We start from the raw sequence: 19,436 nt of genomic DNA on the forward strand, positions 1-19,436 counted from the left end.
CCCGCAGATCTGTCAATTGATAGCGGGGATGCTCTCCATCCCGGCGTCGTACCGCTTCCACGTACCCTTGCCGGCCGACTTGGCCGCGTACATCGCCACGTCCGCCCGCCGGACCAGCGCGCCCGCGCCCTCGCCCGGCTCGGCGCTCGCGGCCCCGATGCTCGCGCCGGCCCGCACCGGCACGCCCGAGATCTCCACCGGGTCGGACAACGCGACGAGGATGCGGCGCGCGGTCTCCTCGGACTCCGGACCGGCGCAGTCGCGCAGCAGCACCGCGAACTCGTCGCCGCCCAGCCGCGCCGGAACGTCTCCGGCGCGCAGCGCGGCGCGCATCTTCTCGGCCACCGCGACCAGCAGCTCGTCGCCGGCCGCGTGGCCGAGCGTGTCGTTCACCGCCTTGAACCCGTCCAGGTCGACCAGCAGCACCGACACCCCGGACGGCTGCTCGAGCGCCCGGCCCAGCTCCTCGTGGAACCGGGTGCGGTTGGCCAGCCCGGTCAGCCCGTCGGTCTCGGCCTGCCGCCGCAGCTCGGCCATCGTGGCATCGAGCCGCTCGATCAGCGACGTGTTGTCGTGGAAAGCGACCAGCTGCCGGCCGGCCACCAGCACACAGATCAGGGCCAGCCCCACCACGACGCCCCACATCTGGGCGCCCACCCCGTGCGGCATGACCGCGATCAGGGCGACAAGGGCGACAATCATTGATCCGTACGGGAGAAGGCTGTATCTCTTGCGGCGCCGCTCGCCGAACGGTTCGGGGTCGAAGCGGGCGATCAGCTCCTGGATGCGCGGCCCGAGCGCGATCAGCAGCGACGGCATGAGCCGCACCAGGTAGACCGAGGGGTCCAGGTGGCCGACCGCGGGCGGCGCCACGAACAACCCGATCATCGTGAAGCCCGCCGAGACGGTCATCGGGATCGCGGCGGACCGGCGCATCGGCGCGTTCCCGCTCAGGATCATCTTCACCGAGGCGAAGCTGGAGGTCAGCGCGACCGCGGCGAGCCCGAGCGTGGCCAGCATGTCGGTGCGGCTGTACTCGCCCGGCTTCACCGCGAAGCCCCAGGCGATCACCGCGCCGCCGACCAGCACCGTCGCCGAGTCCAGCCAGAACGCCAGCCGTTCCCGCCCGGACCGGCCCGGGTGCGGATGCGCCAGCATCGCCACCACGATCGCGACGAGGCCGACGGTGAAGATCGCGGACTGCACGATGCCGCCGGTGGTCGACCAGGTGCCGGGCGGGTTCACGAAGGTGAGGACGGTCTGGATCGAGTCGCCGCACAGGAAGCCGCTGACCGACGCGGCCAGCACCAGCCAGAACCGGCGGGTCGCGCCGGCCGCGACCCGGAACACCCGCCAGGACGAGTACGCGAGCAGGCCGTCCAGCGGCAGCTGGAAGATCCAGTACGCGCGTACCTGCCAAAGGGTGTTCGTCTCGGTGTCGGCCGAGAGCGCGAAGAAGATGACCGCCGCCAGGGCGGTCCAGGCGACCGCGCCGATCAGCAGCGGGTCACGACGCCAGGAGCGGCTCTCCCATTGTCTGCGCCCGGATGCGTCCACGAGCGTTCCCATCGGTCCCGGATCGCCGGGCTTGAGGGGTCGCGGTGTGATGCGCGCAGGAAATTTCGAAGCGTTATTGTGACCGCATGCGTGCGCGTCTCTCGGATATCGCTCGTCAGGCGGGCGTCAGCGAGGCGACGGTGTCGCGCGTCCTCAACGACCGCCCGGGCGTCTCGGCCGACACCCGCCAGGCCGTCGTCACCGCGCTGGACGTCCTCGGCTACGAGCGGCCCGAGCGCCTGCACAAGCGCAGCGCCGGCCTGGTCGGCCTGATCGTCCCCGAGCTGGAAAACCCGATCTTCCCGGCGTTCGCCCAGATCATCGAGTCGGCCCTGGCCCAGACGGGCTACACCCCGGTCCTGTGCACCCAGACCCCGGGTGGCGTCACCGAGGACGAGTACCTCGAGATGCTCCTCGACCGTCAGGTGAGCGGCATCGTCTTCGTGGCCGGCCTGCACGCCGACACCACCGCCGACCACGAGCGTTACCAGCGCCTGATCGACCGCCCGATGCCGATCGTCTTCGTCAACGGCTTCGCCGAGGGGATAGCCGCCCCCTTCATCTCGTGCGACGACAAGCAGGCCGCCGAGTCGGCGGTCGCCCACCTGGCCGCGCTGGGCCACGAGCGCATCGGCTTCGTCTCCGGCCCCGAGCGCTTCCGGGCCGTCCAGCGCAAGCTCGAGGGCTACCACAACGCCATGCGCCGCCACGTGCCCGGTTACGACCGGCACGCTCCGGACGAACTGGTGGTCCTGACCCTCTTCGGCGTCGAGGGCGGCGAGGTCGCGGCCGGCCAGCTCCTCGACCGCGAGGTCACCGCCCTGGTCTGCGGCTCCGACCTGATGGCCCTGGGCGCCATCCGCGCCGCGCACCGCCGCGGGCTCGCCGTCCCCCGCGACATGTCGGTGGTCGGCTTCGACGATTCCCCGCTGATCGCCTTCACCGACCCGCCGCTCACCACCCTGCGGCAGCCGGTCGCTGCCATGGGCAACGCCGCCGTCCGCGCCCTGGTCGACGAGATCAACGGCCACGCGGCCCCCCGATCCGAATACATCTTCCCGGCCGAGCTGGTGGTCCGGGGTTCCACGGCGGCGGCCCCGACGCGCCGCTTGGCAAAGACCTCGCACATCCCCGCCGCCTGATGGCATTTGTGGACGGCACCGCAAAAGTGTCAGACCCACCTGCTCTACTTCACCCCACCCAGTGCCGGGGCGGGGGCGGTCAGTGGGCCGGGGCGGGGGCGGTCAGTGGGCCGCGGCGGGGTGGCTTGCGGGGCCCGAACTTTCGTGCCGGTGGACGGACGGCACGGAGGGTGGCGGGGCGGCGCCACCGGGAATCAGCTGAAGAGCGCAGCCAGCCACGTTGCGACGTAGCCGGCCGATGAGGTTACCGCTGAATCGTGCGTTCCGTTGGGCACCTCGTAGTAGGTGACCGGCGGGGCGTAGCTGTCGAGCAGCGGAAACAGCATGTCACGGGTCAGTTCCACGGGGATCGTGGTGTCGGCGGTGCCCTGGACGAGCAGCACCGGCGCGGTCGTTGTCGTCTGGCCCGGCTCGTCGTAGGAGGTCAGCTTGGCGACCACCGACGCGGGCAGGGCGCCACCCACCAGGAGTTGGCTCGCGGTCAGGGACTGGTAGGAGGCAAGGATCTCGTTGAGGCAGCCGCTGGTGAGAACCGCCTGCTTGGTCTTGGCCTGCGGGGCCAGGACGCTGTTGGGGTTGAAGAGGGGGTCGACGGCGTTCAGGCCGTACAGGCCCATCACCAGGTAGCCCTGAATGGGCGTCCCGGGGATCACCTCGGCCAGCAGCGGGATGGCGGAGACCGGTGCGATGCTCGCGGTGCCCTTGAGCACCAGGTTGCCGTCGTAGCCGGCGGCGATCTGGTTGGCGAACACGGCCGCCGCGCCGCCCTGGGAGTGGCCGTCCACCACGTACTGGGTGGAGAGCGACGAGTCGAGGTTGCGGGCGGCCTTGACGGCGTCGATGGTCGCTCGAGCTTCGCTGGCGCCCACCAGGTACGGGTGGGACTGGGCGGTGCCGAGCCCGGGGTAGTCGGGAGCGGCGACGGTGAAGCCGCTGCCGAGCAGCGCGGCGACCGCGTCGCGGGCCTCGGGCCAGAAGACGCTCTGGCTGGTCGAGGGGGCGCACTTGTCGGCGAGGCCGGTGGTGCCGTGCGCCCAGGCCGCGATCCGGTTCTGCTTTCCCGTCTTCGGCGTCATGATCAGAGCGGTGGCGGTGATCAGGGCGCCGTGGACGTCGGTGGAGACGTAGTTGATGCGCTTGCCGGTGGCCAGCCCGGTGAGCGGGGGCGGCAGCGGGGCCGGGGCCGAGGTCAGGACCATGCCCGGCAGGGAGATGGCGTTGGCCGAGCCGGCCGGGGCGGCGAGGTAGCCGCACGTCGCCAGCAGGGCGATGAGTAGTAAGCGAGGACCTGTTTTCATGCGTACTCCATTCGGTGGTGCGAGCCGGCCAAAGCGTATGGCGATAACCGAGGCCGGTTGAAGTACGCAGATGCGTAGTCCTTCGGGGACTGAACTCGGAGTCCAGTTCACGACCGGGGGTCGCAAAAGGGGCGGCTTTAATGACCCGATAACGGGGGCACTTTCCAGACCGGTCCACGGTGGAGTCCGATGGGGACCGGCGGGCGCACCCCTGCCCAGCAGGACCGGGCCGCCTCCGGTAGGTTCTTCGGAGACGGCGCGCGGCGGCGGTGTGATCTTGCGGTGAGCGGGTATTCACGGCGGCCCGGGGAATGCGTCCCGGGCGCGCAAGTTGCACAGAAACGGGCAAGCAAGCCGTCTCGCCGATATTGGCACACTCTTTTTGACGAACACGCATTGTGCTTGAGCCGTCACTGTTCGTACTCTGTGGTCACCGGATCATTGATCAGTGTGAGTGCGAGCAAGCGGGATTGCCGTCCCGCGGGGGAGCAGAGCATGCTTATCAAAGTTGTCGACCAGATCATCGATGAAGATCTGCACAGCGCTGCATGGCAGCTCTACCAGGACTGCTTCGAGGAGTTGAACACGCTCGCGGTCCAGCGGCACATGATGTACAAGGCCGAGTTCGACGAGGTCATGAGCGACACGCGGGTCGACAAGTACCTCGCCCTCACCGACGAAGGCACGCTCTGCGGGATCACCACGTACACCAACGATCTCGAAGCCGTTCCGTTGATCTCGCCGCAGTACTTCCAGCGCCACTGGCCCGAGCACTACGCGGCCAAGAAGATCTGGTACATCGGGTTCATTGCCGTGAGTCCCGAGTTCCAGGGCCGCGAGGCGTTCGCCCAGATGGTCGAGCAGATGTACCTCGTCGCATCGATCCAGAACGGTCTGGTCGGCCTGGACATCTGCTCCTACAACGACGATGTCCGCCACATGGCCCGGGTCTTCCGGCTCATGATCAGCCGGAACTCGGACAGCATGCGGTTCAACCGGATCGACCAGCAGTCGTACTGGCTGTACGAGTTCCCGTCGGCAGCCTGACGAAGTCGGCGGCCTGACGAAGCGGTCAGGCGGAGCGTCAGTCCATAGGCGACCTCCACATGCACCAGAGCGACGGCCCGTCGGGTAGCGCGATCACGGACCGGACCCGGTATCCGTGCCGGAGGTAGAGGTCACGGTTGCGAGGGTCGTTCGCCTCCAGGTACGCCGGGAGGCCCGCCGCGTCGAGGCGGCGATGGTGCCGGCGCAGGAGGGTGCTTCCCAGGCCACGTCCCTGCTGATCGGGGCGCACGGCCAGGTAAGCCAGGTAGTGGTGGTCGCCGGCCGGGTGCTCGGCGTCGAGCGCCGCGTCCAGTTCGCACACGCGGTCGTACGCGTCGCCGGCGATCTCCTTGATCCGGTGGTCGTCGAGGGGCGCCGACACCGTGGTCGTCATCGGTAACCAGAGGGCGGCGCCGGTCAGACGGCCGGTGTCGCCCTCCGCCGTGGTGTAGACGTCGCCGAAGCGGAGGGCGTGCTCGACGAAGATCGCCAAGTAGTCGAAGCTGCCGCGATGGCGGGCCGGGGTGTCGGGCTGGAGCCACCTGGCGACCAGCCCGTCCCGCATGGCCAGATCCACGACCTCGGTGATCTCGTCGGCGGAGGCCGGCGCGAGATCCCGGATGACCAGATCCTTGACCTTGTACATGCGATGCCTCTAATACGGATAGCCGCTTCGGGCGGCGCCGACCGGGTCGGCGGCGTGCAGCGGCCGGGGGAAGCCGGCGTCGGCCAGGATGCTCGTCTTGTGCTCGGTGCCGCGGCCGATCTGCGCGTAGACCTCGGGCCGCGCGGCCCGCATGATCCATGCCCAGCAGAAGCCGACGAACGCCGTGCCGAGATAGAGCACCGGGATCAGCCACTGGAAGATCGAGTCGCCGTCGACCTGGAGCAGCTCGCCGAAGCCGATCACCGTGGCGGTGAGAACCACGGAGAGAAGAAGGAAGGACATGAACGGAGCCACGTACGCCCGCCACACGTTCTCCCGGCGACGGCCGCGGGCGAAGAAGCCGATCACCGCGGCCGAGGTGGCCCACATGAGGATCAGCACGCCGAGGCCGCCGATCGTGCTCATCCAGGCGAACAGGTAGACCAGCGGGTCGGCGCCGGCCACCGCGTACATGCTCAGCACGACGATCGCGATGATGCTCTGGGTGATCGAGCCGGCCAGCGGCGCGCCGGTACGCGGGTGGGTGCGTCCGAACACCGCCGGCAGCACGCCCTCGCGGCCGAGCGCGAACTGGTAGCGGGAGACGGCGGCCTGGAACGCGAGCAGCGCCGCGAAGACGCTGGTCAGGAACAGCAGGTAGCCGAGGTTGACCAGGGCCGCGGGCAGGTGCGCGCCGATCAGGAAGAAGACCAGGTCGGTCTGGTGCTCGGCGGCGGTCGCCGCGATGTTCTCCGGCCCGGTGTTCACGGCCATGGCCCAGGCGGACAGGCTGCAGAGCAGCGCGGCCAGCAGCACGGCCCAGTGGGTGGCGCGGGCGATCGTGCGCTTCGGGTCTTTCGCCTCCTCGGAGAGGACGACGGTGGCCTCGAAGCCGACGAAGCCGGCGATCGCGATCACGAGCAGCGAGCCGACGACCGGGGTGAGAAGCGGCGCCGGGCTGAAGGAGGTGAACGTGACCTGGCCACCGGCGGGGTGGCTGATCATGGTGAGGTCGTAGATGAGCACGATGCTGATCTCGGCGACCAGCAGCACGGCGAGCACCTTGCCGCTGAGGTCGACCCAGAGCACGCCGAGCACCGTGACGATGAGCCAGGCGGCGATGGCGCACACCCACCACGGGGTGATGACGCCGAACGCGGCGAGGATGCCGGAAGCCGCCGAGCCGAACAGGCCGAACAGGCCGATCTGCATCGCCGAGTACGCCGGGAGGGCGACGAACGCCGCGCCCACGCCGACGACCCGGCCGAGCCCATGGCTGATGTAGGAATAGAAAGCCCCCGAGTTGACGATGTGCCGGCTCATCGCCACGAAACCCACGGTGAACAGGGAAAGGATCCCGGCCACCGCCACGTACGCGATCGGGACCGCGGTGCTCCCGATGATCGCGTACGTGGCCGAGATCGCCCCGATGATCACCGTCAGCGGCGCGGCGCCTGCCACACCGAAGAACACCACGGACGGGACGCCGAGCCTGTTCTTGGCCAGCGCCCTCGCCACGATGTCCGGCTCGACGGGGTCCTTCTGCGTCATCAACATCCTCCCGGCCCATTGGTCGAAGTTGTTTCGCCGGAGGTGGTGACGCCCGATGGCACTCACCGCCGACCGACGGTCAGGACCGAGCCCACGGAGGCCTCGGTGAATTCGATAAGGTCCCGTAGGTCGCCGGGCAGTGCGCCGACGGCGCTCGGCAGGGACTGGAACGCTTGCCGGTGCATCTCGAAGTCGTAGAGCACGTGCCTGGTCAGACCGGTGGCGGCCACGAGGCCGACCAGCACCCGGTCGGTGAGGCTGAGCTCGATGCCCCGGACGAGTAGATTGGCCAACCGGGCGGGTGCCCAGGCGGCTGCGTTGCGTTGTTCCGGACTGTTCGGCATGTAGACCACTTCGGTCGACAGCATCCGCCGCCGGGTGATCAGGTCTACCGCGCCGAGACGTACCAACCGCTCGCCGACCCGGACCTCGGCGTCCTGGGAGAGGAAGGCGAGCCAGGTGCGAACTTCGCGGTGTCGTTGCTGGGCGATCAGGAGGTCGAGGATGTCGTGCGTCAATGAGTCGGCCGGTGGATGCCGGTCGAGGATGACGAGGTCACCGTCGGCGATGCCGATCCGTCCCTCCAGGATCAGTTCCCCCAGCAACGCGGCGGCCAGGCCCAGTCCTGTCGCCCGTGGATGGAGTCGTGAACGGCCGGTGCGGTCCTGGTGTGCGATCAGAAAGTACTGGTCAGCCAACACGCTGCCACGCCCCTTGCGGAAGATCACTGTGCGTACATGACTCGATAACTCTCAATGTCGCCGCATCATGTACCCGTCCTCAAGGTCAATGCAAGGAGTACTAGACTTCTTGTTCTGAGCTTCGGTCCACGTTGGATCATGAGCCCGGCGGTCGTAGGATCGTTTACCTGAGGAAACCTGAGGGCCAAGGGGAGTCCAGGTGTCCGTTGACGAAGGCCCGACGCTGAGGCGCCGCCGGCTGGGCGCGGAGTTGAAGCGCTGCCGCGAGGCTGCCGGATTGACGCAGGAGAATGTCTCCCGCCATTTCGAGTGGCACGCTGCCAAGGTCACGAGGATCGAGACGGCCCGCGTCGCGGTGACCGCCCGTGACGTGCGCGACCTGCTGGATCTCTATCACGTGCGGGACGAGGCGTACCGCGAGGCGCTGATCGAGCTCGCCCGCATGTCGCGCGAGCGCACGTGGTGGAGCGACTACCGCGACGTGATCCGCCCGGGCAACTTCGTCGGCCTGGAGGCCGGCGCCGCCTCGATGCTGGACTGGGAGCCGGTGATCGTGCCCGGCCTGCTCCAGACGGAGGCGTACATCCGGGCGCTGCTGCGCACCGGGCGCCAGTCCGACCCGCCGCACGAGATCGACCGCCGGGTGCGCCTGCGGCTGACCCGCCAGGCCCGGCTGACCGAGTCCCGCCCGCTCGAGTTCGGCGTCGTGATGGACGAGTCGGTCGTACGGCGTGTCGTCGGCGGCCCGGAAGTGATGTCGGAACAGCTTCGATATCTAATAGAAATGGCTCAATTACCGAATGTGAACCTGCAGATCCTGCCGTTCGGATCGGGCGAACACGGGTTCCTCGGTGGACCGGTGGCGATATTGGAGTTCCGCGGCGTAGACGCGCAGATGAACCACGGGATTTCCCGGCCGGAAACCACCAATCTGGGTGTTGTCTATCTTGAAGGTCTTGCGGGAGACTCTTACGAAGAGCAACCATCCGAGGTTGCCCGTTACCGGAAAGAGTTCGAGCGATTGAGCGCGAAGGCGCTCGACCATCGCCAGACAATCAAGATGATCGAGAGCCTGCTGGTCGCTTAGGGCTCCGAGACAAACCCATACTGAAGGGAGGTGCTTGAGATTGCTCACGCACCATCTCAACGGTGCTGTCTGGAAGAAGGGCAGCCGGAGCAACGGCAGTGGCGGAAACAACTGCGTCGAGGTCGCCTTCCTCGACGAAGCTGTTGCCGTCCGTGACAGCAAGGACCGGTCTGGACCGGCTCTCTTGTTCACGCAGGCGGAGTGGACCGCCTTCGTGGACTCGGCCAAGGATGGCGAGTTCGACATCGCTTCTTGACCTGAGAGCCTACCGATAGGCACGCACCGATGGGAAGTGCTTACGCAAAGTCAACTTCTCGGGCGCGAGCCTAGCGGAAGCTGCAACGCCCCTCACGGGGCGTTGCAGCCCAGGCACAATAGGTGCGATCACATCGACGGTCGGCGATGGCCGAAATCAGCGAGAAAATACGTTCGCGAGTGCCGTGGCGACTCGCGAGTTCCGTGCTGCGGACCTTATGTCGCACCACCGGCGAATGGCGCCCGCCGCCGTCGAGGCGGCAATGTCGTCGAGCGGCAATGTCGCCGAGGCCGACGAGGCGCTCGGCCCGGCCTGCCCCACCCCGCCGCGGGCCACCCCGCGGCGGCGCCCAGGCCAAAAATCCATAGATGTACGGCTATGGAGAGCGCTTGCGTACATAGACTGTGATGCATGCAGGCAGCTGGCATTCCGGCGCTGGTGATCAGCCTCGCCGCCCTGGCGGTCTCCCTCTACGGCATCGCCGAGCGGCGCAGCATGGCCCGCCGGGGGGAACGACTCCGGTTCGTCACGCTGATCGACGACCTCAACGGCCTGCGCCTCGAGCACCGGCTGCCGCACGGCGACCTGGCGGATGCGGTCAACGCGCGGGCCGAGCTGCTCGCGATCCAGGCGTTCACCCTGCAGAAGCGACTCACCGACATCACCAGCCCGGAATACCGGACGCTCGCCTACGCGCTCGGCCGTTCCGGCTACCCCGCCGAGGCCGACCAGTCCTGGCGCGCGGCCATCGACGCGGCCGAGGACGAGGGGACGGTACAGACGCTGTTCGCGCGTCGCGGATACGCGTTCTTCCTCTTCTCGGCGGGCCGGGTGGAGAAGGCGCGCGACGAGATGGGCCTGGCCGTCGAGGCGATCGGGTCCGCCGACGACACGGCCCGGGCCCACCAGATCCGGACGTTCAAATACTGGTCCACCGAGGAGAAGGCCGCCGACCCGACCGGTGGACGCGCGGCCGAGCTGCTGAAACGGGCCGAACAGGCGGTGGCGCTGCTGGAGAGCGAACACGCCCGCCGCCGCATGCGCGCGTTCCTCGAGAGCTCCGACGACTAGCGCCCCTGATGGGTGACCGTGCCGGTGAGGGTGCCGCCGGCGACCGTCGTCTTCTCGATCGCGGCGAATGCATTCTCTACTGTGGAGGCCCTCGTGCGGGCCGACTGGGCGTACACGCTGAAGCGGTAATGGTGGGCGCCGGCGGCCGGTTTCCCGCCCGGCGCAGGTCAAATCGGCCGGAATCGCGCGGGGCGCAAACCGTATTCTAAGGGTCGTTCCAGGTGAGGGCGGACGCCATGCACTTCCTCGGTCATCGGTACTTCCGGGAGCTGTTGTCGCTGCGTATGCCGCCCGGGGACTTCGTGATCTGCGGGAGCGGGCCGCTGTACGCGCGGGGGTGGATCGACGACCCGAGCGACCTGGACATCGTCGCTCGCGGGGCGGCGTGGAAGATCGCCGCGAGGCTCGGGCCGATCGAGGGGGCGCCCTATTCGGCGGCGCGGCGGGTGCCGTTGTTCGGCGGGGATCTGGACGTCTTCGACGATTGGTTTCCGGAGTTCGGAACGGTGGACGAGCTGATCGACCGGGCCGATGTGCTCGCCGGGCTGCGATTCGTGACGCTGGACGTGGTGGCGACGACGAAATTGATGATGGGGCGCGACCGGGATCGCGCCCATCTCCAAGTGCTGCGGGCACACGGCCACCCTGCGCCCTGACCGCGCCGGGCGGCAAAGGCAGGGCCCGCGGTCGCGGGGTCAGGAGCGGCCGAAGTCCTGGGTCCAGTACGGCGCGCCGCTCTTGGTGTAGGCCAGGCCGACGCCCACCGCGACGCTGCCGCAGTTGAGGATGTTGGCACGGTGGCCGGGGCTGTTCATCCAGCCGGTGACGACGTCCTTGGGGGTGCGGTAGCCCCAGGCGATGTTCTCGGCATTGGCGCTGCGGCTCGGGTAGCCGGCCGCCGCCTCGCGGGCGACGAAGGTGCTGCCGTTCGAGCCGGTGTGGCTGAAGAAGCCGCGCGTCACCATGTCGGTGCTGTGCGCACGGGCGGCGGTGCGCAGCCGCTCGTCGATCCGCAGCGCCGGGCAGCCCTTCGCGGTGCGCTGCGCGTTGGTCAGCCGCACGACCTCGTTCTCGTATCCCGTGATGACCTGCGCCGACGGCTTCGCGACCGCGGTGGAGGAGGTGGCCGCGAAGGCCGGCGCGGCGAACAGGGCCGGGACGGCGGCCAGGGCGGCGATGGCGACGAGACGCTTCAAGAGTTCCTCCGGGCGATCGGTGACGTGAAATACCGATCGGGCACCCAGCGCCGGCTGATGAACGGGAGGAACCACCCTGCACCCGGCGGAACCCGAGCCGCTCCCCGCGGGGCGGGGAAGGCCCGCGGGCCGACGGAGCCAGGGAGACGCAGGTCACTGCCGAGGGGTCTCACATCGGGCCGGTCCGTTTCGTCACCACGACATGACGACAACAGGATTCAGTGGCGACATCATCGGTCCGGACACGGCGGAATACCCGGCGGCGAGCCGCACGATGCTGGTGACCGGCAGTCCGGCCCTCATCCTGCGACCGGCCGGCGTCGCGGACGTCCAAGCGGCGATCAGACTCAACGCCGGACGGCATCTGTCCGTCCGGGGCGGCGGGCACAGCTTCGCGGGCTTCGGCACCAACGACGGCGGCGTGGTGATCGACCTCAGCCGGCTCGCCGAGGTCTCGGTCATCGACAAAGACCGTCATATCGTACGGATCGGGGGCGGCGCGACGTGGGGCCAGGTCGCCACGGCGCTGGCCCCGCACAACCTGGCGATCTCGTCCGGCGACACCAGGAGCGTCGGGGTCGGCGGCCTGACCCTGACCGGCGGCATCGGGTGGAAGGTCCGCAAGTACGGGCTGGCGCTGGACAGCCTCGTCGCGGCCGAGCTGGTCACGGCGTCCGGCGAGGTGGTGCGGGCCGACGCCGGCGAGAACGCGGAGCTGTTCTGGGCGCTTCGCGGCGGCGGCGGCAACTTCGGGATCGTGACCGCGTTCGAGTTCGCGGCGCACCCGACGACCGACGTCTTCCACGGGCGGATCGCCTTTCCCGCGGCCGAGGCGGGCGCGGTGCTGCAGGGCTGGGCCGACTACATGCGTACGGCGCCGGAGGACCTCACCGCGATCGCGTCGTTCGCCAACCCGTTCGCCGGCGGCGCGGAGGCGCCGGTCGAGGTGCATGTCGTGATCGACTCGGACGACCCGGCGCTCGCCGCGGAGGCGCTGGACCCGATCCGCGCGCTCGGCACGGTGATCGCCGACGAGGTCGTCCTCAAGGCGTACGCCGATGTGCTGGTGGACGGCATGGTCCCGCCGCCGGGCGTCCGGTTCGTCAGCCGGGGCGTGTTCGTGGACGAGGAGTCGGTGCCCGACGCGCTGCGGGTGCTCGTCGAGATCGGGGCGTCCGGGCAGTCGCCGGCCATCGCGATCCGCAGCGTCGGGGGCGCGGTGGCCCGGGTTCCCGGCGACGCCACGGCGTACGCGCACCGCCAGGCCGAGCTGATGGTCATGACGGGGACCGTGAACCAGGAACAGACCGCGACGCGGGACCGGCTCGAGCCGTACGTGAGCGGCGCTTACGCCAATTTCCTCAGCTCGGCCACCGACGCGGATGTCCGGGCCGTCTACCCGCCGGAGACCTATCGGCGGCTGGCCGCGGTCAAGCGCGAGTACGACCCGGGCAACCTGTTCGCCGGCAACCACAACGTGCGTCCGTAGCGAAAGAGGGCCGACGCCATCGCGGCGCCGGCCCCTTTCCGTTGCCCGCGGCTCAGCTCACGTTGAGCGCGGTGTTGTCGATCTGGAAGGACGTCTGGAGCGAGGAGTCCTCGACCCCGCTGAACGAGATCGTCACGGTCTGGCCCTTGAAGCTGGACAGGTTGAACGACCTCTGGGCGTAGCCGCCCTTGTTCAGGTTGGAGTACGTCGCCAGCGTGGTCGAGCCGGCCTTGACGGTCAGCTTGTCGTACGCGGTGGACGTCGTGGTCTCCGCCGAAGTGATCTTCAGGTAGAAGCTCAGCGTGGCGTTCGTGCAGGTCGACGGGATCGTCACCGACTGGGACAGCGTGTCGGTGTGGCTCCGGCCGTAGCCGTCGAGCCAGGCGAAGTAGCTGCCGGCGTACGGGACGTTGGAGCCGGACGCCGTCGAGATGACGCCGCTGCTGTACGACCAGTTGCTCCCGCCGCTCTCGAAGCCGGAGTTGCCCAGCAGCTGCGCCGAGGCGCAGGTCCCGGTCGGCGGGGTCGTCGGGGTGGTGGTCGGCGGCGTGGTGGTGCCGCCGCTGCAGGTCGGGTCGGCCGACTGGGCCGGCAGGTTGACCGCGTCCCAGGCCGCCTTGACCGTGTTGAACTCGGCGCAGCTACCCGGGTACAGGTTCTTGGCCGCGGTGAGCGTCCAGGTCCGGTACTTCAGGTACGACGAGCTCGAGGTCTTCATCAGCATCGCGTTGTACATGATGGTGATGGCCTTCTGGATGCCCAGACCGCTCACCGTGGAGCCGTTGCAGGTCGAGCTGGACGGCTGGCCGTTGCCGCTCGAGCCCTGCGCGAGCAGGTAGAACCAGTGGTTGCCGGGACCGGCCGCGGCGTGCACTTCCTGCGACGGGACGCTCGAGGAGTAGCAGTTCGAGTCGCCCAGCGCCGACGGGTTGTACATGTTGCGGATCGGGCCGCTGCCGACCAGGTTGACCTCCTCGCCGACCAGGTAGTCCGGCGGGTCGTTCGGGTTGTTGATGAACGCCTCGGTCGCCGCGCCGAACGTGTCGGCCACGAACTCCTGGGTGTTGCCGCGGGAGATGCCGCCCGGGGTGTAGTCGTCGATGCCGTGGCCGAGCTCGTGGCCCACCACGTCCGCCGACGCGATCCACTGACCGGCGGTGTTCTTGCCGATCTGCACCTGGGTGCCGTCGTAGTACGCGTTCTGGTCGTTGAGACCGATCCGGATCGGCCACGCCCCGCCGGAGCCGTTCTGGCCGTTGCGGCCGAGCCAGGACGACAGCATGGCGAACTGCTTCTGCGCGACGTAGAACGCGTCGACGCCGCCGGTCTCGCGGTCGGTGCCGCTGCCGTTGCCCCAGACGTTGTCCGAGCCGCTGAAGGTGGCGTTGCCCGACGCGTTCTGCGCCCGGATCGTCGTGTGCGACGGGTCCTGCATCAGATACGTCGAACCGGACTGGGTGGTGTCGATCGACACGGTGCCGTTGATCCAGCCGGTGCCGGTGCCGGCCGCCTGGATGACGTGCTCGCGGGTGTCGAGCACCTTGCCGGTGATCGCGTCCACGTTGACGGTGAGCCGGCTGACGCCCTCGGCGCCGGTGCCGTTGACCGTCGTCTGCCACGCCAGCCGGGCCGCCCGGCCCTCGGCGGCGTCGATGACCAGCCTGGTGCCCTCCACGCTGGACACCGTCTTGAGCTGCTGCTTGGCGATCGCCGCGGCGTCCGTGTCGGCCAGCTTCGGCGTGACGGACAGCTCGCCGATCGGGCTCGACTGCGCGACCGAGGTGTACTTGGTCGCGCCGCTGGCGTCCGTCATGACGACGAAGTCGCCACCGTCGACCGGGAAACCCTTGTAGGAGCGGGTGTAGGGGACGTAGTTGAGTCCGTGCGACGAGATCACCTTCTGCTGCTGGAAGGTGTCGTGGCTGCTCGCCTGCAGGACCGACGGCTGGCTCGCGACGAGCGCGTCGGCCTTGGTGGCCGCCGTCTTCGCCGCGGCGGCCGGGTCGACCGGCTGGGCGGTGGCCGGCTGGGCCACCGCGACCAGGGCCGAGGCGGCCGCGGTGCCCGCCGCGAGCGCGACGGTCAGGGGGATTCGACGTTTCACGCGGGTGCTCCTTTCCCGCCCGGGGGTATGGGCGGGCTCAAGGTCCGGTGGACGATGAGTCACACCAGGACGACTTGAGGTGAGACGCTAGGCATCGACAAGTGTCTTTGGGAATAGGGAAAACCCTTGCGCACGCGCCGAGGGGCATACGAATTAGGTCGTACCGGCGACGAGTGCCTCGCCGCCGGCGCTCACGCGACCTTGAATCCGCGAACGGCCCACGCCCGGGCGGTCAGCGCGATCGAGCCGTCCGTCTCGCGGGGCAGGCGCGCGTCGAGCCGGTCGCGGATCGCCGCCCGCTTGTCCGGGGACAGCCGGGCCAGGTATGCGGGGGCCGGACCCTGGCCGCCCAGGAACGGCCGCCAATAGTCGTCGAAGTCCCCGAAGACGGTGGGGATCTCGATCGGGCGGGTCTCGGCGCCGCGCAGGCCGGCGCCGGTCCAGGCCCGGGCCAGCGCCTCGGGATGGCAGATCGGGAAGCGCGGGCCCTCGTCCTGCTCGGCCGCGGCCGGGTCGAACTCGGCCGCGACGTCCCAGAAGTGGCGCATCATCTGCATCCCGGTCGCGTAGTCCCAGACGTACGCGGCCACCGTCGCGCCCGGGGCGGCCACCCGGGCGAACTCGTCGACCGCCCGCTGCGAGCCGGGGACGAAATTCAGGGCCAGGCCGCTCACCACCGCGTCGAAGCGGCCCTGCGCCAGCGGCAACGCCGACGCGTCGCCGGCCACGAAGCGCGCCGCCGGTAGGTGGGCGCGGGCCTCGGCGAGAAATCCCCGGGACATGTCCACGCCCACGATCTCGGCCGGCGCGGCGGCGGCCAGCACGGTGCCGGTCAGCGCGCCGGTGCCGCAGCCCGCGTCCAGCCAGCGCCGGCCCGGCGCCACCCCGGGCCGGTCGTCGCCCGGCACCGTCAGCCACCGGACGAACTTCGCGGCGACCGGGCGGCTCCATCGACCGACGTAAGCCTCGTACGCGTTGCCGGCCGCCCATACGTCTCCCATGACCTCCGAGGATATGTGGGCCGGCCACACTGTCCATGGGCCGTTGCGGTGGGAAGCTGCGGCGATGGAAGAGGTTACCGTCGCCGTCCGCGGCATCTCGCTCAACGTTCTCGTCTCCGGGCCCGCCGACGGCTCGCCGGTGCTGCTCGTGCACGGCAACTGCTCGTCGGCCGACTTCTGGCGGCCGCTGCTGCGCCACCTTCCGCCCACCCTGCGGATCGTCGCGCCCGACCTGCGCGGGTACGGCCGCTCCGAGACCGCGCCGGTGGACGCCGGTCGCGGCCTGCGGGACTTCGCCGACGACGTGGCGGCGCTGCTCGACGACCCGGCGCTGTTCCCGGGTGGCGGGCCGGTCACCGTCGCCGCGCACTCGATGGGGTGCGGCGTCGCGATGCAGCTGCTCGTCGACCACCCCGAGCGGGTCTCGGCCCTGCTGCTTGAGGCGCCGCTCAGCCCGTACGGCTTCGGCGGCACCCGCGACCTCGACGGCACCCCCACCACCGCGGACTTCGCCGGCACCGGCGGCGGCGGCGCGAACCCCGACTTCGTGCGCCGGATCGCCGCGGGCGACCGCGCCGACGACGGCCCGACCAGCCCGCTCGCCGTGCTGCGCACCGCCTACGTGGCCGACCCGGCGTCGCTCGGCGACGACGAGCAGCTGCTGCTCGACACCGTGCTGTCCACGGCGATCGGCGACGACAACTACCCCGGCGACAGCAAGCCCAGCGAGAACTGGCCCGGCATCGCCCCCGGCGACCGCGGCGTGCTCAACACGATGGCCCCCAACCACTTCACCATCGCCGCCGACCTGGTCGCGGTCACCCCCAAGCCCCCGATCACCTGGGTGCGCGGCGACAAGGACGCCATCGTCTCCGACACGTCGTTCTTCGACCTGGCCTTCCTCGGCTCGATCGGCGCGGTCCCGGGATGGCCGGGCGCCGACGCCTGCCCGCCCCAGCCGATGATCGGCCAGACCCGGGCTGTCCTGGACCGCTACGCGGCCGCGGGCGGCGCCTACACCGAGGTCGTCTACGAGAACTGCGGCCACTCCCCGCACGTCGAGCGCCCCACCGAGGTGGCCGCCGAGCTGCGGAAACTCCTCTGACCGGCGGGAGCCGCGGGGGTCAGACCTGGCGGTTGCGGCCGGCGACCATGCCGGCGAGGCCCTGGGGGATCATCAGGACGATCATCAGGGCCAGCGGCGCCCGCCAGCCGTCCGTGTGATCGTGCAGGACGCCGACCAGGATCGGCCCGGGGATGGCGAGCAGGTAACCGACACCCTGGGCGAAGGCGGACAACCGGACCACCGTGCCGGGCGTCCGGCCGCGTAGGCCGATCATGGTCAGGACCAGGGGGAAGGCGGTGTTGACGATGCCCAGCAGCACTGCCCAGACCCACGGCGCGGCGGCCGGATCCCACCACAGGCCCGCGTAGCCGGCCACGCCGAAGACCGCCAGCGCGGCGGCTATCCAGCTCTGGCTGGGCACCCGGCCGGCCACCGACGACAGGGCCATGCCCAGCGGCACCCCGAGCAGCGAGGTGGCGGCGAACAGCAGGCCGGCCTCGTCGGCGGACAGCCCGGCGTCGCGGTAGATCTGCGGGAGCCAGCCGATGATGACGTAGGCGGAGGTGGACTGGAGGCCGAAGTACAGGGCGAGGGCCCACGCGACCGGGTGCCGGCTGACCCGTACCAGATCCTGGGTCCGGGGTTGGTCGTCGACCTTGTGATCGTGGCGGGCGAGCGGGATCCACGCCGGCAGCGCGATCGCCGCCAGCACCGCCCAGCAGGCCAGGCCGAGGCGCCAGTCGCCGCCGAACGCGTCGGTCAGCGGCACCGTGGCGGCCGCGGCCAGGGTCGCGCCGAGGTTGAGCGCCACCGTGTAGAGGCCGGTCATCGTGCCGACCTGGGTGGGGAACTGCTCCTTGACGATCATCGGGAGCAGCACGTTCACGACCGCGATGCCGGCCAGCGACACGACGCTGAGCAGCAGGAACAGGGCGGTCCCGGGCACGTAGGCGCGCAGCGCGAGGCCGGCGGCGAGCACCGCGAGGCCCACGATGATCACGCGGGCCGGGCCGAAGCGGCGGGCCAGCCGGGGCGCCGCCAGGCCGAGGATCGCGAAGCAGAACGCGGGGACCGAGGTGAGCAGGCCGGCGACTGACGAGCTCATGCCCAGCCCGGATCGGATCTCGCTGAGCACCGGGCCGACGCTCGTCACCGCGAGCCGCAGGTTGACCGCGGCCAGCAGCAGGGCCCCCACGGCGATCAGGCGCGCGCGGGTTCTCCCGGTACGAGTATCTGTCAGCTCAGCTTCGGCAATCACCACTTACACATCATCGGCGCTGCCGGCCCCGGATGCCTGCCGGAGTGCGGGCCCTCACACCGCCGGCCGCTCCTGCTCCCGCTCCACCTGCTGGTTCCACTCGCGCTTGGACGACTGCCAGCCGTCCTCGTTCATGCCCAGCCGCCAGTAGCCCGAGATCGACAGCTGATCGAGCGGGATCGCGCACTCCTTGCGCAGGTAGGCGCGCAGTTCCTTGACCAGGTTGGCCTCGCCGTGCACGAACGCGTGCACCCGGCCCTCGGGGAACGCGCAGTCGCGAACCGCCGGCCCCAGCAGCGATCCGGGCCGGGACGAGCCCCGGTGCAGCCAGACGATCTCGGCGTCGGCGTGCGTCTCCAGCTTCTGCTCCTCGTCGGGACCGGACACCTCGATGAAGGCGCGCACGGTGGCGCCGGCCGGCATCCGCTCGAGCGCGGCGCCGATCGCCGGCAGGGCGCTCTCGTCGCCGGCCAGCAGGTGCCAGGCGGCGTCCGCCCCGGGCGCGTACGCCCCGCTCGGCCCCATGAACAGGAACGGGTCGCCGGGCCTCGCCCGTGCGGCCCACGGCCCGGCGATGCCCTCGTCGCCGTGCACGACGAAGTCGAGCCACATCTCGGGGACCTCGGGCAGCCACTTGCGGACCGTGTAGGTGCGGATCGCCGGCCATTCCGCGGGCGGCATCGTCTCGCGCACGACGCCCTGGTCGAACGGCTCGGGATAGGCGACGCCGGGCCGGGGGAACAGCACCTTCACGTAGTGGTCGGTGTACTCGCCCGCGGTGATCGCCCGGAGGCCCTCACCGCCCACCACCACCCGGATCATGTGCGGGGTGAGCCGCTCCACCCGGGTGACCGTCGCCCGGTGGGCTGGCCGTGCCGGCCTGTTCGGCATGCTGATCCTCTTCCGCTCGGATGATCGCCCGCCTCGTCGCCGGTAAGGCTACCCTCACAGCACAGGGGCGGCCCG

At 70.0% G+C, this 19,436-nt stretch carries 18 protein-coding genes; 8 read left to right on the forward strand and 10 right to left on the reverse strand.

The window, feature by feature from the left end:
- Positions 1-12: 12 nt before the first annotated feature.
- Positions 13-1,557, reverse strand: coding sequence for a diguanylate cyclase domain-containing protein (locus ACFQS1_RS15165; protein WP_378968305.1), 1,545 nt, complete (start codon positions 1,555-1,557; stop codon positions 13-15).
- A gap of 86 nt (positions 1,558-1,643) precedes the next feature.
- Here ACFQS1_RS15165 and ACFQS1_RS15170 point away from each other — a divergent pair, with 86 nt between their 5' ends.
- The gene (locus ACFQS1_RS15170) at positions 1,644-2,699 is read left to right on the forward strand and encodes a LacI family DNA-binding transcriptional regulator (protein ID WP_378968307.1); all 1,056 of its coding nucleotides are present in this window, start codon (positions 1,644-1,646) and stop codon (positions 2,697-2,699) included.
- 194 nt (positions 2,700-2,893) lie between these two features.
- On the opposite strand, the gene ACFQS1_RS15175 is transcribed toward ACFQS1_RS15170, so the two are convergent.
- On the reverse strand, positions 2,894-3,997 hold the full coding sequence (locus ACFQS1_RS15175; protein WP_378968309.1) for an alpha/beta fold hydrolase: 1,104 nt from the start codon (positions 3,995-3,997) through the stop codon (positions 2,894-2,896).
- A gap of 495 nt (positions 3,998-4,492) precedes the next feature.
- Between ACFQS1_RS15175 and ACFQS1_RS15180 the strand changes: the two genes are divergently transcribed.
- Complete coding sequence (locus ACFQS1_RS15180; RefSeq protein ID WP_378968311.1) at positions 4,493-5,044, forward strand: hypothetical protein; 552 nt, start codon at positions 4,493-4,495, stop codon at positions 5,042-5,044.
- A 37-nt stretch (positions 5,045-5,081) separates the two neighbouring features.
- Here the strand turns inward: ACFQS1_RS15180 and ACFQS1_RS15185 are convergent, their stop codons facing one another.
- The 3 genes from ACFQS1_RS15185 to ACFQS1_RS15195 all read right to left on the reverse strand — a co-directional run bounded on the left by ACFQS1_RS15185 (position 5,082) and on the right by ACFQS1_RS15195 (position 7,942).
- A complete protein-coding gene (locus ACFQS1_RS15185) occupies positions 5,082-5,690 on the reverse strand; it encodes a GNAT family N-acetyltransferase (protein ID WP_378968313.1) in 609 nt (202 codons plus the stop codon).
- Between the two features lie 9 nt (positions 5,691-5,699).
- Positions 5,700-7,241: an APC family permease gene (locus tag ACFQS1_RS15190; protein ID WP_378968315.1), complete on the reverse strand. Its 1,542-nt coding sequence runs from the start codon at positions 7,239-7,241 to the stop codon at positions 5,700-5,702.
- Positions 7,242-7,303: 62 nt separating this feature from the next.
- A complete protein-coding gene (locus ACFQS1_RS15195; protein ID WP_378968646.1) occupies positions 7,304-7,942 on the reverse strand; it encodes a GOLPH3/VPS74 family protein in 639 nt (212 codons plus the stop codon).
- 199 nt (positions 7,943-8,141) lie between these two features.
- Between ACFQS1_RS15195 and ACFQS1_RS15200 the strand changes: the two genes are divergently transcribed.
- The 4 genes from ACFQS1_RS15200 to ACFQS1_RS15215 all read left to right on the forward strand — a co-directional run bounded on the left by ACFQS1_RS15200 (position 8,142) and on the right by ACFQS1_RS15215 (position 11,012).
- Positions 8,142-9,029 (forward strand): helix-turn-helix domain-containing protein, encoded by an 888-nt coding sequence (locus ACFQS1_RS15200; protein WP_378968317.1) that lies wholly within the window; start codon positions 8,142-8,144, stop codon positions 9,027-9,029.
- A 40-nt stretch (positions 9,030-9,069) separates the two neighbouring features.
- Positions 9,070-9,285, forward strand: a complete 216-nt coding sequence (locus ACFQS1_RS15205) for a DUF397 domain-containing protein (protein ID WP_378968648.1) — start codon at positions 9,070-9,072, stop codon at positions 9,283-9,285.
- Between the two features lie 411 nt (positions 9,286-9,696).
- A complete protein-coding gene (locus ACFQS1_RS15210) occupies positions 9,697-10,356 on the forward strand; it encodes a hypothetical protein (protein WP_378968319.1) in 660 nt (219 codons plus the stop codon).
- Positions 10,357-10,577: 221 nt separating this feature from the next.
- The gene (locus ACFQS1_RS15215) at positions 10,578-11,012 is read left to right on the forward strand and encodes a hypothetical protein (protein ID WP_378968321.1); all 435 of its coding nucleotides are present in this window, start codon (positions 10,578-10,580) and stop codon (positions 11,010-11,012) included.
- A 39-nt stretch (positions 11,013-11,051) separates the two neighbouring features.
- On the opposite strand, the gene ACFQS1_RS15220 is transcribed toward ACFQS1_RS15215, so the two are convergent.
- The gene (locus ACFQS1_RS15220) at positions 11,052-11,552 is read right to left on the reverse strand and encodes a CAP domain-containing protein (RefSeq protein ID WP_378968323.1); all 501 of its coding nucleotides are present in this window, start codon (positions 11,550-11,552) and stop codon (positions 11,052-11,054) included.
- A gap of 202 nt (positions 11,553-11,754) precedes the next feature.
- Here ACFQS1_RS15220 and ACFQS1_RS15225 point away from each other — a divergent pair, with 202 nt between their 5' ends.
- On the forward strand, positions 11,755-13,041 hold the full coding sequence (locus ACFQS1_RS15225; RefSeq protein ID WP_378968325.1) for an FAD-binding oxidoreductase: 1,287 nt from the start codon (positions 11,755-11,757) through the stop codon (positions 13,039-13,041).
- A gap of 52 nt (positions 13,042-13,093) precedes the next feature.
- Here ACFQS1_RS15225 and ACFQS1_RS15230 read toward each other — a convergent pair whose 3' ends face one another.
- Together ACFQS1_RS15230 and ACFQS1_RS15235 are read right to left on the reverse strand one after the other, a co-directional pair.
- Positions 13,094-15,145 carry a M4 family metallopeptidase gene (locus ACFQS1_RS15230; protein ID WP_378968327.1) on the reverse strand — a complete coding sequence of 684 codons (2,052 nt, stop codon included), beginning with the start codon at positions 15,143-15,145 and terminating at the stop codon, positions 13,094-13,096.
- Between the two features lie 191 nt (positions 15,146-15,336).
- The gene (locus ACFQS1_RS15235; RefSeq protein ID WP_378968329.1) at positions 15,337-16,146 is read right to left on the reverse strand and encodes a class I SAM-dependent methyltransferase; all 810 of its coding nucleotides are present in this window, start codon (positions 16,144-16,146) and stop codon (positions 15,337-15,339) included.
- Positions 16,147-16,210: 64 nt separating this feature from the next.
- Between ACFQS1_RS15235 and ACFQS1_RS15240 the strand changes: the two genes are divergently transcribed.
- Entirely contained in the window at positions 16,211-17,251 is a 1,041-nt protein-coding gene (locus ACFQS1_RS15240; RefSeq protein ID WP_378968331.1) for an alpha/beta fold hydrolase, read from the forward strand.
- Positions 17,252-17,270: 19 nt separating this feature from the next.
- Here the strand turns inward: ACFQS1_RS15240 and ACFQS1_RS15245 are convergent, their stop codons facing one another.
- Both ACFQS1_RS15245 and ACFQS1_RS15250 read right to left on the reverse strand, forming a co-directional pair.
- The gene (locus ACFQS1_RS15245; RefSeq protein WP_378968333.1) at positions 17,271-18,407 is read right to left on the reverse strand and encodes a CynX/NimT family MFS transporter; all 1,137 of its coding nucleotides are present in this window, start codon (positions 18,405-18,407) and stop codon (positions 17,271-17,273) included.
- A 117-nt stretch (positions 18,408-18,524) separates the two neighbouring features.
- Positions 18,525-19,361, reverse strand: a complete 837-nt coding sequence (locus ACFQS1_RS15250) for a siderophore-interacting protein (protein WP_378968335.1) — start codon at positions 19,359-19,361, stop codon at positions 18,525-18,527.
- Positions 19,362-19,436 lie beyond the last annotated feature (75 nt).

Origin of the sequence: Paractinoplanes rhizophilus (genome assembly GCF_042664765.1) — a bacterium.
GTDB classification, from domain to species: domain Bacteria; phylum Actinomycetota; class Actinomycetes; order Mycobacteriales; family Micromonosporaceae; genus Actinoplanes; species Actinoplanes rhizophilus.